This is a genomic window from Paenibacillus sp. ACRRY, assembly GCF_022346995.1.
Lineage (GTDB): Bacteria > Bacillota > Bacilli > Paenibacillales > Paenibacillaceae > Paenibacillus.
Genome location: NZ_JAKRNM010000004.1, coordinates 131,360 through 146,828 on the forward strand (window position 1 = coordinate 131,360; position 15,469 = coordinate 146,828).

Genomic DNA, 15,469 nt, shown 5'->3' on the forward strand with positions numbered 1-15,469 from the left:
AAAAGCGAGCAGAGGCGCTCGCCTTTTTTACATCTGTCTGCAGGGAAAACTGCAGGTGGCATTCATTCATTACATTAATCAGAAATATTGCGCGTGTAATACTCAATAATATCCTTGCGCCGGATAATGCCAAGAAAGACGCGGTCCACGTCCACGACAGGCACGAAATTCTGGTCCGCTGCCAGCGTCAGCATATCCTCCATTTCTGCCTTGATGAAGACGCATTCATTATATATCCGGTTGCTGATCTCATGCACCTGGACCTGATCCATGTTATCAAAGGTCAGTCCGGGGGTGCTGCGCATTTTCCATAACAAATCGCCTTCGGACAGGGTCGCAACATATTTTCCGTCCTGATCAATCACGGGAATGGCGGTATAATGCTGTGCTTCCAGCTGTTCGAGTGCTTCCTTCATGGAAGCGGAGGACTTGATATAAGCCACTTCGTCTTTGGGGAGTAAAAAATAGCTGATTTCCATCATCGGGCTCCTTTGCCTGTAGTTTCACTCTCCTTATTTAAACATATTATGTGAGCATTCGGCTATTTTTAATGATAAATTCGTCAGATTTGTTCCATTGTTTCAGGAGCTCTGGAAATCTATAGTATATAGTAGAGGTGATCTGACTATGAAAAAATCAAAACGAAAAATCATATATGGCTTGCTCCCCCTTCTGTTTGCTGGCGGAATTGGAGCGTATTTATACATGCAAAGCAGCAAGGCAGAGGAAGCGAAACCAGAGGCAACCGTAGATCAATACATACAGCATCTGCAGAAGCAGGAATTTGATCAGCTATATAAATTAATGACGCCCGCGTCGCTGGATGAGTCCGGGATGAACCGGGAACAGTTTGTAGAGAAGTACAGCGCCATCTATTCGGGAATGGAGGTCTCAGCCGTGAAGGCGGAAGTGAAGCCTAAGATAACGAACACGGCGGAAAGTGGCAGTGCATCAGAGAATCAGGACAAAGGGGAGCAGAACACGGGCAAATCGGATCAGAATCCGGATACCTATGAAGTGGATTATAACTTGCAGTTAACAACCTTCCTTGGAGAAGTGAACGAGACACAGACGCTCAAGCTTGTTCGGCAGGAAACGGAAGAGGGCAGCAAAGTGTGGCGGATCAACTGGCAGCCTTCCATGATCCTGAGCGACATGATTAAAGGAAGCAAAGTCAGAGTGAGGACACTCTTGCCGGAACGCGGTGATATCGTGGACAGGGACGGTTTACCTCTGGCTACCAAGGGAACGGTGAACGAGTGGGGCATCGTGCCGGAGAAGCTGGGTGATAACCCGGATGCGATGATTGCCCAGATCGCCAAGCATTACAAGGTGTCCGAGGATGTGATTAACAACGCCCTGTCCCAAAAGTGGGTAAAGCCGGAGTATTTTGTCCCCATCGGTTCAACTGAGGATTACAATATCCCTGAACAATTAAGTGGGGTGAAGCTACAGTCCAAGGAAATCCGCTATTATCCGCTTGGTGCATCGGCTGCGCATCTAATTGGGTATGTGCGCAAGGTGACTCAGGAAGATCTGGAGAAGGATACGGAAGGATATTACCGTGCAGAGGATTGGATCGGAAGAGCCGGACTGGAGCAGTCGATGGAGAAGCAGCTCCGCGGCGAACGTGGGGGCATAATCGAAATTACGGACGAAGCAGGAAAAGTCCTCTCGGAGCTTATTCGCAAGGATGCGGTAAACGGACAAAAGGTGAAGTTGACCATCAGCGCGGAAACGCAGTCGGAACTGTATAAGGCGTTATCGAGTGACGGAGATGCCGGAGCGGCCGTACTTATGAATCCGGCCGATGGTCACCTGCTCGCCCTGGCCAGTGCACCCGCCTACAATCCGAACAAAATGGTCACAGGACTCACTCAGGCAGAGTGGGACGCGTATTCAGCAGATGAACGGCTTCCTTTTATCAATCGATTCACCAATCGATATGCACCAGGTTCAACCTTCAAAGCAATTACGGCAGCAGCGGGATTGATGGAAAAGGTCACAACGGCGGATAAAACCCATGAGATCTCAGGTCTGCAATGGCGCAAGGATGATAGCTGGGGTGGATATTATGTCAAGCGGGTGAAAAGTTTAACTCCGGTAAATATGGTTGATGCACTGGTCTATTCGGATAATATTTACTTTGCCCAAGAGGCGCTGGAGATGGGCAGCGAACGGTTTATTGAAGGAATCCAGAAGTTTGGTTTTGGAGATAACTTCGGTCTGGATGAGTTGTACTTAAAGCCGAGCCAGTATGCGAATGAAGCGAACCTGGATTTGGCTTCCGAAGTATTACTTGCTGACACGTCCTATGGACAGGGCGAAATGCTGATGTCGCCGATTCATCTGGCGTCGTCCTTTACTCCTTTTATTAATGAAGGAAAAATGGTGAAGCCTGTTCTGATTGAAGGAAAAGAAACCTCCGAACCCGAGGTGATAATTACCCCTGAGGCAGCGAACACGGTCAAGGATGCTTTGGTTCAGGTGGTGTCTCGTTCGGGAGGAACGGCTCATGCGCTGAACTCGCTTTCAGGAGAGCTTGCGGCCAAGACGGGAACGGCCGAGCTGAAGGCGAAAAAGGGCGAAAATGGCTTGGAGAATGGATTCGTTGTCGTGTTCGACACGCAATCCCCCAGCTTCCTGATCTCGGCGGTCATTGAAGGCGTGAATGGCCGGGGCGGCAGCCACTATGTGGTAGATAAGCTCAAGCCTTTCCTGGAAAAGCTGGAACTGACCCCGTAAAACCTTGGCGTTGACAGGCACTATTGGAAATGTTATTTTGTGGTAGAATCTACTCTATTGGATTGAGGTGGTCGATGGTGGCAGTTCGCGCCAAGCAGATTTTTGTCAATTTACCTGTCAAGGATTTGAAGAGATCGGTTGAGTTTTTTACCAAAGTAGGATTTGAGTTTGATGCGAATTTTACAGATGAATCTGCTACCTGCATGATCATTGGAGACAATATTTATGCCATGCTGCTGGTGGAGGAAAGATTCCAATCCTTTATTTCGAAAGAAATCTCGAATGCGGCGAGTACGGCAGAAGTCATTGTAGCCTTATCGGTAGATAGCCGCGAAGAGGTGGATACCATCGTCCAAGCTGCTCTGGATGCTGGCGGCAAGCCGTATAATGATCCACAGGATCATGGCTTCATGTACGGTTGGAGCTTTCAAGATCTGGATGATCACCTCTGGGAAGTTACCTATATGGACCTCAGCGCATTTCCAACACAAGAATAGAGTAGAAAATACTTGGATAGATCACCCTCCCTACTATATAGTAGGGAGGTTTTTTGTCTATTTCTATAAAACTACACATTCACACATCCAGATCGATATGGACATGAATAGGATAACGCAGGTTTCAAAACTGATTGACAGGGAGATGGCCATGACTCGTTCAAACGTGAAAAGTTATCGTTACCGTGTGGGGAAAAGGCAATATATTGTCATACAGATCCACCAAACCGCCAGAGGGTATGCCGAGACAGGCAATGTGCTTGCAAGTAACGCCGTAAATATACAGATCAAGAAGCAGAAGGGCCGTCGTTCTTCGAGCAAAAGATAAACGGATCGCTCGGGGGTTTTGATGAGCAGATCTGGAGCAACGGAACTTTACGGGATATATCATCATAGGGGGATGGTACGATGAGCACAAGAAAGAGACACAAGCATGCGAAACAGGTTAACCGGGTAGAAGTGGACAAAAGCCGTTTAAAATTCCAGGCTCGTCAGTCGGCCAAAGCTTCTGTTGGACAGGGCGGAAATGCATTTGCCATCAATGCGAATGAACTGGGCAACATTCGGGTACGTGCAGGACAACAGGGGTGAATTGCAAAGGGATACCGTCAGGCGGTATCTCTTTTTTTATGTCCATGGCAAGGCACCATTTACATCAGAATAACATATGGTGTATTTTACCTTTTTGCTATATGATAAGTGTCGATTCATGTAAAAACAGCAAACATACATACGTTCTTTTTGATGGAGGGATCAAGGTGTATTGTCATGTATGTGGGACCAAAAGCAGTCCGGGGGATAACACGTGCAGAAAGTGTGGAACGAAATTATTAGATCCAAGCTCTACAGAGGAACAGATTTGGGCCGAAACGGCAGTGGGTCTGGAGACCGGAACGGGAGACATCGATCATTCGTTATCGAGACAACAGCAGCCTGCACCCAAGCAGAACGATAAAGGTCCGGGGCGCGCATTCAGCTGGATTATCCCATTGCTGTTGGCAGCGGTGATGGGAGCTCTGCTGACGTATTATTACAATCAGGAGAGCAGTGTGAACGCAGAGGTACAATCGCTGCATCAACAAGCGGAAAAGGCAGCGCTGAACGGGGAATATGCAGAAGCGCTGCAGCTGCTGGATACGGCCATCGCCAAACGCCCGAACTACGATGCGCTGATGCAGGATCGCCAGATTACGGCGAAAGCGTCCAATCTGCTAAATCAATTAGATGAAGCAGCGGTAAGTCTGAAAACTGGCAAACTGTCCACAGGGGATAAAACCATCCAGGAGGTAGCCAAAGAACTGAAAGAGCGGGAGGAACCCGTTTTTGGCAAGGTACGAGCAGCATTGAACAACAGAAAGGTTACACTTTCCGTATTGAAGGTGAAGAAGGAAATCGATGGTTTGACCACCGTAGAGGCGCTTGCGGAGAAGCTGGATACGGTGTCGAAGCTGAAAGGCAATGAAGCCCAGGCTGTGCAGAAACAAATTATCGACAAGCTGGCAGGGATTAGTTATAAGCAGGCTGAACAGCAAGTGAAGAAAAAGGATTTTACGGCCGCCCTGCAGACCGTAGATCAAGGACTGTCCTATGCACCGGAGGACGACAAACTTACGGCGTACCGTGAGCGGGTGCTGAGTGAGAAAAAGGCGTTTGAGAAAGCGGAAGCGGAACGAATTCAGTTGGCTGAGCAGCAGGCTGCGGAAGAGGACTTGAAAAATCGTACGGCTGCTGTAAGCGTCGTAAACGTGGATGCGGCACTGGATGACTATGGAGACCTGTACATCAGCGGTTCAATCGTGAACAATGCGACGAGACCGATCTCATCCGTCACGATTATGGTTGATATTTATGGAACAGATGGCACCTATCTGGGTCAGACCTATGTCGATGTGTATCCAAGCTGGCTGGAAGTGGGCGAAGAAGGGTTCTTCGAAACCTACTATTATGGTGTGTACGAGGAAGCACAAGTCTCTGTTGTGAATGCAACGTGGTATCTGGAATAGGAGGACAGGTTGGAATGGCCGAACGAACATGGAGTACGATCATATCCTGTGCCATCATTATTGGTGCCGGAGCAGGAGGCGTGTTCTGGATACATCAGCATTCGGAGAATCAGCTGCAGGGAGGGCCCAGATTGGCTGTCGTCGCAGCGCAGGAAGTGGAAACGGTGACAGCGAAGACGGCTTCCGATTCCAATGTGAAGAAGACACGTAAACAGATCATTGAAGATAGCCAGAAGAAGGTAGTCACGATTGAAAGCGGCATCGGGCTGGGTTCGGGCTTTCTCTACAACGACAAAGGCGATGTGATAACCAACGCGCATGTGGTGGAAGGCTCCAAAGAGGTAACGGTCCGCACACTTAACCATGAGGAATATCAAGGAACGGTGATTGGAATCGGGGAAGAGACGGATGTCGCTGTCGTCCGAGTGCCGGGTTTACAAAAGCTTACGCCGCTAACCATCGCCAAATCCAAAGCCGAGACCGGGGACGAGGTATTGGCATTGGGGAGTCCGCTAGGGCTCGAAAATACGGTAACCACAGGTATTATTAGCGGTGTGGGCCGAAGCTTCGAGATTCCGCCTTACATTTACAGTAATCTGTATCAGATCTCGGCTCCCATTACCCATGGCAACAGTGGGGGACCGCTGATCCACGCAGAGACAGGTGAAGTACTCGGCATTAATTCGGCTGTTGTGGAGCAGGAGGGCGGCATTGGTTTCAGCATTCCGATCACCAGTGTACTGAAGCAGGTTCAGGCCTGGTCCGAGAAGCCCAACGCGACAACGGTGGTACAGACGAATGGTGGAGGTAATACTACAGCATCCGGAACCTCTGCTGAAGCAGAGGGATTGGTGACCAATTTCTATCTGAGTCTGAACGAGAGTGATTATGTTACCGCTTATGCACTGCTGGGCAGTGAATGGCAGAGCGGTACGAGTTATGCCAAGTTCCGCGAAGGATACCTGAATACAAGCTATGTGACCATTAGCGGAATTTCTTCCTCCGATAATGGGAATGATGAGATGGAAGTTACGGCTATCATTACGGCGGATGAACGCAGGGACGGCGAATATGTGACCACGAAGTATAAGGTAACGTATCAGCTCGGTTACGAGAATGGTCAGTTGAAAATATTGCATGGTCAGGGAAAAAAGATTAAATAATTAAACAAAGGAGAATCGGCACCCGGGCCATTCTCCTTTTGTATTGCTAAATTTCCAGTGATCTGCTAAAATACAGAACGAATGTTCAGTATGTAGAGAGAGAGTGATGGGATGAACAAAAAACAACTTCAAACCGAGCAGACCAAGAAGAAACTTGCGGATGCCTCAAGAGCTCTTTTTGTACAAAAAGGCTATAAAGCGACGTCCATAGAAGATATTGTAGCTGCGACTGGCAGCAGCAAAGGAAATATTTATTACCATTTTAAGAGCAAAGAAGGCCTCTTTCTCTATCTGATTGATGAATGGGATCGGGAATGGGAAGAGAACTGGGCTTCCAAGGAACATCTCTATAAGACATCCACGGAGAAGGTCCATGGACTCATGGAGCAGCTTGTTCTGGATGACATGAACCACCCGCTGACGAAGGCAGCCGATGAGTTTTTCACGGGGGAAAAGAAGGAGAACGATATTGAGGAACGCATTGCCTTGATGTTTGAGCGGCATATCCAGTTCAACAGACAATTGGTTCAGCAGGGCATTGAGAACGGTGAGTTCAAGGAAGACAATGTCGATCATCTGGCGCTGATTCTGGAAAGTGCCATTATTGGACTCAGCCAATTGTCTCGTGGGATGAAGTCGGAAGAGGCCGTGGCCTTATATCGCCAAGCAGCAAATGTATTCTTGCATGGAATCTCCAGAAGCAATGATTAAGATGGATTGAATACACCCATGATACCCATGAAGCAATACGTTTGCTCATCTAAATAAACAGCAACATTTTGACAATTTACGGAGGACACAATCATGGCATTACTGACAAGAAACAGGGGCGCACTCCTGCTGTTGATGTTTAATATTTTTCTCGTATTTACAGGTATTGGTTTGGTCGTACCGATCATGCCTGCGTACATGGATCTGCTGCATATCACTGGATTTACGGTTGGTTTGCTGGTAGCGGCATTTTCCTTTACCCAGTTTCTATTTTCTCCAGTAGCGGGCAGGTGGTCCGATTCATTTGGCCGTAAAAAGATCATTGTCGGCGGTATGCTGATTTTTGCCGTTTCGGAATTCATGTTTGGTGCGGTCAATGCCCCCGTGCTGCTCTTCGCAGCCCGGATGCTCGGCGGGGTCGGTGCAGCGATGATTTTCCCTTCCATTATGGCCTACACCGCAGATATTACAACGGAAGAAGAGCGCGGCAAGGGGATGGGATTGATTAATGCAGCCATTACGACCGGATTCATTATTGGGCCGGGAATCGGTGGTTATATCGCGGATTTCGGCATTCGGATTCCATTTTATGCGGCAGGGGTTGCCGGGTTGCTGGCAGCGATTATTACCCTGATTATCCTGCCGGAATCGACAAGAAGCACTGGAGAAGCAAGTAAACCCGCTGCAGGTGCGGCAAAAGCAAAAACACCGGGAATGGTATCCCAGCTGCTGAATTCGTACCGGGAGCCTTACTTCTTCAGTCTAATTATTGTATTTGTCATGGCATTTGGCCTGGCTAACTATGAGACCGTATTCTCTCTGTTTGTGGATCACAAATTCGGCTTTACGACCAAGGATATTGCATTCATCATTACATTCGGCTCGATCGCGGGTGCGGTGGTGCAGGTGTCCCTGATTGGGTGGCTGCTGAACAAGTTTGGGGAGAAGAAAGTGATTTCGGTATGTTTGTTCTTCGTGGCGGTGTTTGTACTGCTAACCCTGTTCGTGCACACGTACTGGCTCATTCTGGTGGTCACCTTTATTGTATTCCTGGGTATGGATATTTTGCGTCCTGCCATCAGCACGCAGATGTCCAAACTGGCAGAGGAACAGCAAGGTTTCGTGGCTGGATTGAACTCGGCTTACACAAGCTTGGGCAATATCGCAGGTCCGATTGTGGCTGGTGCCTTGTTCGATGTAAATATCAACTATCCGTATGTTTCAGCTGCTGCTGTTCTGGCAATCTGTTTCCTGTTATCTCTCCGGGTTCTCAGAGGGGTTAGACCCGCAGGGCAAGCGAAGACGGAAATGTAGTCGCAATTCATAACAATACAATGTAAAGCTAAAAACCAGTCGGTAACACATGTTATGTTGTGTAACCGACTGGTTTTATTTTTTGGTATGATTAACGCACTTCACCGTTTGTCTCAATTAGCTTTTGATACCAATAGAAGCTCTGTTTGCGGATACGTCTTAACTCCTTAATATCAAATTCCTCGCGGTCCACATAGATAAATCCATAACGTTTGCTGGATCCCTGATGTGTACTCACGAGATCGATCGCAGACCAAGGACAGAAACCAAATACATCCACCCCATCCGTGATGGCCAGTTGAATCTGTTCAATGTGTTTATTGAAAAATTCAATGCGGTAAGGGTCGTTAACCACGTCACCTTCTTCCAGCTTGTCAAAAGCGCCCAGACCATTCTCTGTAACGATCAATGGCAGGTTATAACGGGAGTAAATCTGGCGAAGAGTAGAGCGGAAGCCTACCGGATCAATCTCCCATCCAAACTCGGTCTTCTGCAGATTTGGATTCACAGATCCTCGGTATGCACCAGGTTCGCCCACAATTTCGTGCTGATCTCCTGTGTGGGAGAAATCATTCCCATCATTCAGACTTTCGCCGACCGTCTGCGAAGTATAGTAATTAAAAGCAATAAAATCAGGGTTTCCCTGAGCCAGAATATCCATGTCGCCGTCCTCAATGACCGGAGTATATCCTTTCTCTTCAAGATAACTCCAGGCAATGTGATTGTAGCGACCGTATACGGCCATATCGAGATAGAGCCAGTTGCGGATTGCTGCATAGTTATCGGCTGCGAGGGTATCTTCCGGTCTTGAGCTTGCCGGATAAATCACGCCAATATTGGGAGCCGGACCGATCTTGGCACCTGGAAGCATCTCATGACATAGGACCATGGCTTTGGCTTGTGCGACGAGCATGTGATGATTTTGCTGGTACAGTGTTTTTTGCGGATCAACCATCGTGGTATCCAGTGTGCCCAAAGAGCCAGGATGCAGGATGAGCATATTTTGTTCATTAATGGTCAGCCAATATTTGACCCGGTCCCCGTAGTTCTCGTACAGGGTTCTGGCGTATTGCTCAAAGGCATCGATTGTTGCCCGATTGGACCAGCCGCCTTGCTCTTCCAGCGCGTAAGGTAGATCAAAGTGATACATGGTCACAATTGGTTCAATACCGTATTTAATCAGTTCATTAATTAATGAGTCATAGAAGGCAAGTCCTTTGGGATTAACTTCACCTGCACCTTGCGGATAGATCCGCGTCCAGGCGATGGAGAAGCGATAGGCTTTGAAACCCATCTCGGCAAGCAGGGCCACATCCTCCTTATACATATGATAGTGATTGCTGGTCACCTTGAAGTCGGTTACGCCTTCCACATGGTTTCCCATGTCTATAACGGAAGGACCTTTGCCATCTTCATTCCAGGCGCCTTCGATTTGATAGGCTGAGGTTGAACCTCCCCAGAAGAAGTCTTTGGGAAATGGTTTGAGTTGAGTATGCTTCATTGTTCGTTCCTCCTAGTTGAGTTTGGAATAAGTATGCTGATCAGACAACAAGAGTGAGCAGGACATCATTTTTCTGTACGTGTTCCTGGGGTGTTTCGAATACATCCACCTCGTGTTGTGTAAGGGTAACAATGACTGGCGTGACGGTTTCGTACCCGGCTTGCTTGATTTGTTCGATGTCAAATTGAATGAGCAGATCGCCCTGTCTGACGATGTCACCTTCCTGCACGACAGGAGTGAAATGTTTGCCTTTTAGCGCAACGGTATTAATCCCGATGTGAATCAGAATCTCGGTGCCGGCGCCGGTCGTTAACCCGATGGCATGTCCCGTTGGGAAGAGTGAAGTGACTACGCCATCCACGGGAGAAACAACTTCGCCAATCTCGGGTACGATGGCTAGTCCCTTGCCCATAGCACCAGAGGAAAAGGCAGGGTCGTTGATCGTACTCAAAGCAACAGCTTTGCCTGTAAGTGGGCTATGAATTTGCTCTTTTTTGACCTCGGCAGTTTTTACCTCTGGAGCAGCAGGAACTTCTTTCGTTTTACTTTCGGACATTGCACCTGTGTTCGTATCATTCGTATCCTTAACTTCTGTTACCGTGGGCTTGGTTTTGCTCTCGTATCCGAACATGACGGTCAATACCGCAGCAATGGCGAAGGAACAAACAATTGCAATGACGTAAACTACGGTTGGTGTGTACACCGGTATGGCAAAAATATTATGGAACACATATGCCGTCATTTTAACGCCAAAATGTCCATTAATGGCACCACCGACTGCACCTGCGATGACAACGATTGGGATGACGCGTTTATAACGCAGGACCAACCCGTATACGATAGGCTCCGTCACACCTGCGAGCAATCCCGTAAGACTTGTTGAGCCTGCAAGCGTGCGGAGTGTTTTATCTTTTTTGGCTTTTAGGAAAATACCGAATGCAACACCGATTTGGGCAAATACGGCTGCAGCAGCCATCGCTTCGATTGGATCTCCGCCAACCCCGATATTTTGGATCGTGATCGGAGTGAATCCCCAGTGGAGACCGAAGATGACCATGAAGGTCATGAATCCACCCAGGACAATCCCTGATAATATCCCGCTGACGTCAATGAGCCACGTTACACCAGAGGAAATCCAGTCTCCTACGTTGGTGCCAAATGGACCAAAGGCCATTGCAGACAGAGGAACCATAATCATGAGGGCAATCATCGGAACCAGGAACAATTGCAAATCCTTCAGAATGATTTTCTTCAGCAGCCTATCAAGAAGGGCATAGATGCTGATGGAGATGAATATCGGAAATACACTGGCTGAGTAGTTCATCATGACGACAGGTATGCCCAAGAAAGATACATCAGAACCCTTGTCCATCAATCCGGTAAAGTTCGGTTCCAGCAGGGCAGCACCGATGACCCCGGCGACATAAGGGTTGGCTTTCAGCTTCATGCCCAGCGTAATGCCGAGGAAGATGGGGAGAAAGTAAAATACGGCATTGCCGGCTGCGGATAAAATAAGATAGGTGTCACTGGTGTCTGACATCCAGCCAAGCATGGTTAGAACGGTCAGAAGGGCTTTCAACATGCCTGATCCCGCCATGGCCGGAATTAACGGAGAGAAGCTTCCCGAGATAATTTCAAAAACTTTGGATAAGACCGAGGTTTTTTCACCTGTTGTCTCTGCAGTGGAGGAGGACTCTCCTCCAAAATCCCGATTCTTCATAATCTCTGCATATACATGAGCAACATGACTCCCGATCACAACTTGAAATTGTCCACCGCTTTCCACAACGGTAATCACACCATCATGTTTTTCAAGCGTCTCGCGCTCGGCTTTTTTGGAATCCTTGAGGTTAAACCTCAGCCGGGTCGCACAGTGGACAAGTCCGTTGATATTAGCTTCACCGCCGACGAGGCGTACGATGTCATCTCCCATTTTTTTATGATCCATGTTCATTCTCCTTTGTGGTAGAACTGCCCCAGAAAACAAAAAAATACCTAAACGGAGGGCAGTGGCCATCCAAAAATGGATGGGGTGCCAATCGTTTAGGTATCGCCTGCTTGACCAGTAACAATCCTTGTCGTTAAGTTGTGAGACCTACTATAAATGACGGCGAAATCGTTTGCAAGCTTTTTTTATTCCGTGTCCTGCATTTCATTTCGGGAAGTAACACGGTGAATATGGATCGTCAAATACACCTTTTCATCAATGGACATCGCACTTTCGAACTTGTCCTCTAGGTAATGGTTAATCAATTGGGTACACTGAAAAGCCTTGCCGTATTTGTCTTTGACCTGATCATACAGAAAGTTATCACCAGACGCCGTCTGTTCCTGTTCACTGCTCACCATGCGCTGGACGAAATATTGCAAATGGGTAATAAACCTGGAATAATTAAACGAATTTTCATCCAGGGTTATGCCATATTGATTGGTCACGATGTTGAAAATGTCATCGATCACTTCGGTAATTTCAACCGTTTGCTGCATGCCCTGACCATCCTGTCTGGCGTTGACAAAATGCATGGCGATAAAACTGGCCTCATGTTCGTCCATCTGAATGCCGAATTGTGAATCGATCAACTCTAGCGCATTCATGCCGATCATGAATTCCTTTTTATAAAACTTTTTGATCTGCCATAACAGCGAGTTCTTCAGCCCGACGGACTTCCTGTACCGTGAGATGGCAAATTGGATATGGTCAATGAGAGATATATAGATATTGTCACTAAAAATCTCGCCCATTTCCTGTTTGGCATAGCCTACAATTTTGTCGGCTAATGTTAGATACTCCACGGAAGTTTCGCCCATCAGGTCGATCAGTTTCTGGGGGATCTTATCCGATTTGAGAACAAAGGTTTTCTCGATTTTATCCTCATCAACAGGCTGCCCATTCTTCTTCTTGAAGCCCAGACCATTTCCAATGACAACAAATTCATGACCCACCTGGTTCTCTGCCCGGATGACGTTATTGTTGAAAATCTGTCGAATGATCATCGTTGTTCACCTCTATTGCCGTTATAATAACAAAAAACCCAAACAAAGGCTTATCATACAGCCTTTATTTGGGTATCGCCTGCTTACCAGTAACAATCCCGAAGAAGACGCGGCTTCTTCTTTCAATTATGTACACTATACCGCTTTCATAACAGAATAACAATAGAATCATTTTTGGAAATGGACGTAAAGACGTCTATTTTTGTTATAATAAGAAATGCTGGAAGTGAATACGATGGGCTGGGTTACGATAAAAGGGACCGAGGACAGTCATTTTTAAGCATACACAGGATTAATGGAGTGATAACATGAGCAAAGCAAAGAAAGGCGGCACGGGCCGTGGTACCGGCAAAAAAGGCTGGAATCGCTGGCAAGCCAGTGCCAATCGGGCAAAAAGTGCCCCAAAGCCTTATAAAAGCAAAGGTACGAAGAAGAAAGACGATGCCGAAACTTCAAGTGACAAGTCCCAGTGAGTGGGCACAAGATAAGATAGAAAAAGAGATCTCCCGTGAGAAAGGGAAGATCTCTTTTTTTGTGAACGGCATCGTATAATCGGTTAATTCATTTGCTTAACTTTGAAGAATGATATCAGCTCCTGCAGCTGCTTGGATACAGCAGAGAGTTCGTCCGAAGCACTGACAATGGAAGCCATGGAAGCTTCCTGTTCAGCGATCGATTGTTCAATCTGCTTGCTGCTGTTTGCTGCCTTGCTAACACTTGCGGACAGTTCATCAGCTGTTGCAGACATCTCTTGCGTACTGGCGGAGATTTCCTCCGTCGAACTGGAGATATCCTGGATCTGATTCGCGACTTTGTTCGTGGCCGTCAGGATATCGCCGAAGAATTCACCTGTTTCCCGTGTGACCTGAGAACCTTTCTCCACCTCACGTGAACCAAGCTGCATAGCTTCGGCAGACTGCGCGATGTCCCGCTGAATCTCGTCGATTAAAGAGCGGATCTGATCAGCTGATTGCTGCGATTGTTCTGCCAGTTTGCGTACTTCTCCTGCCACGACGGCAAATCCTTTTCCTTCTTCACCCACGCGTGCTGCTTCGATGGAAGCATTCAGGGCGAGCAAATTGGTTTGTCCTGCAATGTCAGTGATGAGATTTACAATGCCGCTAATCTCATTGGAACGGTTTTCCAAAGACTGGATGGATTCGGATGTGTGTTTTACGGCTCCCGAGATCAGGTCCATCTGCTCAATGACTTGCTGCATAATCTCATGACCCGAATGGGACCGCTGTTCCATGCTCTGCGCTTCATCGGCAACCTCCGAAGAACTGCTCGCGATGGTTTGGACAACGGTGGACATTTCCGTCATGGCACGTGCATTTTCTACAGAGGCCTGGTCCTGAGAGCGAAGGCCAAGGGAGATATCCCGAATATTCGTACTGATCATTTGAATATTGCCATTGTTATTTTCCGAGATCTCCAATAATTTCTTGGAGGAGTTGGACAGGTGATGTGAAGTCAGTTGGACTTTGGACATCGTATCATTGAAGCGTTCAATCATCGTATTGAATTTCTGATTAATGATCCCCAGATCATCTCGTCCTGTCTGAATGGATACATCCAGATTTCCCGAGCTGGCAACATCGATGCCCTTCATCAGGTTACGGATCGGAGTTAACGTTTTCTTCAACAGGACATATTGCAGGATCATGAACAGAAGCAGGAAACCTACAAGGAACATGCTGCTGTATGTAATAAGTTTATGAAGACCACTTGGGATTGCGTTGGCATCGACATCGAAGTAAATGGCCGCGTACATTTCACCCGCAGCATTCTTGATGGGATACATAATGGTTGTCCAGGTACCGTATTCATCTGTATAAAAGCTGCTTAGTGCAGGTTGTCCGTCCTTCTTCATGCCTTCCAGTGCTTCGACGTTTTCTTGTGGAAGTGGGTACATGGAGCCTGCAGCGAGATTTAATTCTTCAAAAGGCTGTACCAGGTTGGTCGGAATGGCGATGATGGACGTTTGGTTGCCTTCCGCCAGTTCGGTTCCAAAAATATAGGTCTGGGCGATATTGGGATAAAGTTCATGGATGGAATCCAGATAGTCCCGCAGTTCTTGTTGCACCGGGCCGTCGTAACTTTTTTCATTAATGGCTTCAAGCACTTTGGCTGTGTCCAAATCATCCGACCACTTCTGGGTGGTCACTTTGGCCTGATCATAGAGCTGCTGGCTGAGTACGTTTTTCTGCAGCTGATATCCAGCTGTAATCAGGATGATTCCGATCAACATAATACTACCGAAAGATATAACGAGGTTTTTGGCAAAGAAAGGCATGGTACTCCATCGAATCTTAGATAACAACTTGTTTCTCTCCTTTTTCTGGCTAATTTGATCTATTCGTATATGTGAATCATTCCAGACTCTTCTAGGACCTCCAGACATATCGTATTCATGGAATATATCGTAATAAAGTCATATGAATGTTAGTAATGAAAATAAAATGATGCTTTAGCACTAAAACTTTCAGCGTTTTTTCGCGTTTTTCATAAAGGTTGGAGAGGGATAGGAGCAAGAAGAAG

General features: G+C 47.3%; 14 protein-coding genes. 9 read left to right on the forward strand and 5 right to left on the reverse strand.

Annotated features, from left to right (window positions below; all coding sequences use genetic code 11):
* Nucleotides 1-74: 74 nt before the first annotated feature.
* Nucleotides 75-479: a CBS domain-containing protein gene (locus MH144_RS16645; RefSeq protein ID WP_183522341.1), complete on the reverse strand. Its 405-nt coding sequence runs from the start codon at nt 477-479 to the stop codon at nt 75-77.
* A 148-nt stretch (nt 480-627) separates the two neighbouring features.
* Here MH144_RS16645 and pbp4 point away from each other — a divergent pair, with 148 nt between their 5' ends.
* The 8 genes from pbp4 (at nt 628) to MH144_RS16685 (ending at nt 8,433) form a co-directional block, all read left to right on the forward strand.
* Nucleotides 628-2,745: a penicillin-binding protein PBP4(5) gene (gene pbp4, locus MH144_RS16650; RefSeq protein WP_239302349.1), complete on the forward strand. Its 2,118-nt coding sequence runs from the start codon at nt 628-630 to the stop codon at nt 2,743-2,745.
* A gap of 77 nt (nt 2,746-2,822) precedes the next feature.
* Nucleotides 2,823-3,242, forward strand: a complete 420-nt coding sequence (locus MH144_RS16655) for a VOC family protein (RefSeq protein ID WP_239302721.1) — start codon at nt 2,823-2,825, stop codon at nt 3,240-3,242.
* Between the two features lie 151 nt (nt 3,243-3,393).
* Nucleotides 3,394-3,570, forward strand: a complete 177-nt coding sequence (locus tag MH144_RS16660; protein WP_239302350.1) for a hypothetical protein — start codon at nt 3,394-3,396, stop codon at nt 3,568-3,570.
* A gap of 80 nt (nt 3,571-3,650) precedes the next feature.
* Nucleotides 3,651-3,833, forward strand: coding sequence for a hypothetical protein (locus MH144_RS16665; protein ID WP_239302351.1), 183 nt, complete (start codon nt 3,651-3,653; stop codon nt 3,831-3,833).
* Between the two features lie 167 nt (nt 3,834-4,000).
* Complete coding sequence (locus MH144_RS16670; RefSeq protein ID WP_239302352.1) at nt 4,001-5,245, forward strand: FxLYD domain-containing protein; 1,245 nt, start codon at nt 4,001-4,003, stop codon at nt 5,243-5,245.
* A gap of 14 nt (nt 5,246-5,259) precedes the next feature.
* A complete protein-coding gene (locus tag MH144_RS16675) occupies nt 5,260-6,408 on the forward strand; it encodes a S1C family serine protease (protein ID WP_239302353.1) in 1,149 nt (382 codons plus the stop codon).
* 111 nt (nt 6,409-6,519) lie between these two features.
* Complete coding sequence (locus MH144_RS16680) at nt 6,520-7,119, forward strand: TetR/AcrR family transcriptional regulator (protein ID WP_239302354.1); 600 nt, start codon at nt 6,520-6,522, stop codon at nt 7,117-7,119.
* A 93-nt stretch (nt 7,120-7,212) separates the two neighbouring features.
* The gene (locus MH144_RS16685; RefSeq protein ID WP_239302355.1) at nt 7,213-8,433 is read left to right on the forward strand and encodes an MFS transporter; all 1,221 of its coding nucleotides are present in this window, start codon (nt 7,213-7,215) and stop codon (nt 8,431-8,433) included.
* A 91-nt stretch (nt 8,434-8,524) separates the two neighbouring features.
* Here the strand turns inward: MH144_RS16685 and MH144_RS16690 are convergent, their stop codons facing one another.
* The 3 genes from MH144_RS16690 to licT form a co-directional block, all read right to left on the reverse strand.
* The gene (locus tag MH144_RS16690) at nt 8,525-9,934 is read right to left on the reverse strand and encodes a glycoside hydrolase family 1 protein (protein WP_239302356.1); all 1,410 of its coding nucleotides are present in this window, start codon (nt 9,932-9,934) and stop codon (nt 8,525-8,527) included.
* Between the two features lie 40 nt (nt 9,935-9,974).
* Nucleotides 9,975-11,882, reverse strand: a complete 1,908-nt coding sequence (locus MH144_RS16695) for a beta-glucoside-specific PTS transporter subunit IIABC (protein ID WP_239302357.1) — start codon at nt 11,880-11,882, stop codon at nt 9,975-9,977.
* A 185-nt stretch (nt 11,883-12,067) separates the two neighbouring features.
* Complete coding sequence (gene licT / locus MH144_RS16700; RefSeq protein ID WP_239302358.1) at nt 12,068-12,928, reverse strand: BglG family transcription antiterminator LicT; 861 nt, start codon at nt 12,926-12,928, stop codon at nt 12,068-12,070.
* Between the two features lie 308 nt (nt 12,929-13,236).
* On the opposite strand from licT, the gene MH144_RS16705 reads away from it, so the two are divergent.
* Nucleotides 13,237-13,401, forward strand: coding sequence for a DUF3934 family protein (locus MH144_RS16705; RefSeq protein ID WP_239302359.1), 165 nt, complete (start codon nt 13,237-13,239; stop codon nt 13,399-13,401).
* Nucleotides 13,402-13,484: 83 nt separating this feature from the next.
* Here MH144_RS16705 and MH144_RS16710 read toward each other — a convergent pair whose 3' ends face one another.
* Nucleotides 13,485-15,224, reverse strand: coding sequence for a methyl-accepting chemotaxis protein (locus MH144_RS16710; protein ID WP_239302722.1), 1,740 nt, complete (start codon nt 15,222-15,224; stop codon nt 13,485-13,487).
* Nucleotides 15,225-15,469 lie beyond the last annotated feature (245 nt).

Coding starts and splice junctions, on each gene's coding strand:
- MH144_RS16660 (WP_239302350.1), top strand. CDS start 3,394: ATGACTCGTTCAAACGTGAAAAGTTATCGTTACCGTGTGGGGAAAAGG.
- MH144_RS16710 (WP_239302722.1), bottom strand. CDS start 15,224: ATGCCTTTCTTTGCCAAAAACCTCGTTATATCTTTCGGTAGTATTATG.
- MH144_RS16675 (WP_239302353.1), top strand. CDS start 5,260: ATGGCCGAACGAACATGGAGTACGATCATATCCTGTGCCATCATTATT.
- MH144_RS16695 (WP_239302357.1), bottom strand. CDS start 11,882: ATGGATCATAAAAAAATGGGAGATGACATCGTACGCCTCGTCGGCGGT.
- licT (WP_239302358.1), bottom strand. CDS start 12,928: ATGATCATTCGACAGATTTTCAACAATAACGTCATCCGGGCAGAGAAC.
- MH144_RS16705 (WP_239302359.1), top strand. CDS start 13,237: ATGAGCAAAGCAAAGAAAGGCGGCACGGGCCGTGGTACCGGCAAAAAA.
- MH144_RS16685 (WP_239302355.1), top strand. CDS start 7,213: ATGGCATTACTGACAAGAAACAGGGGCGCACTCCTGCTGTTGATGTTT.
- MH144_RS16645 (WP_183522341.1), bottom strand. CDS start 479: ATGGAAATCAGCTATTTTTTACTCCCCAAAGACGAAGTGGCTTATATC.
- MH144_RS16690 (WP_239302356.1), bottom strand. CDS start 9,934: ATGAAGCATACTCAACTCAAACCATTTCCCAAAGACTTCTTCTGGGGA.
- pbp4 (WP_239302349.1), top strand. CDS start 628: ATGAAAAAATCAAAACGAAAAATCATATATGGCTTGCTCCCCCTTCTG.
- MH144_RS16665 (WP_239302351.1), top strand. CDS start 3,651: ATGAGCACAAGAAAGAGACACAAGCATGCGAAACAGGTTAACCGGGTA.
- MH144_RS16680 (WP_239302354.1), top strand. CDS start 6,520: ATGAACAAAAAACAACTTCAAACCGAGCAGACCAAGAAGAAACTTGCG.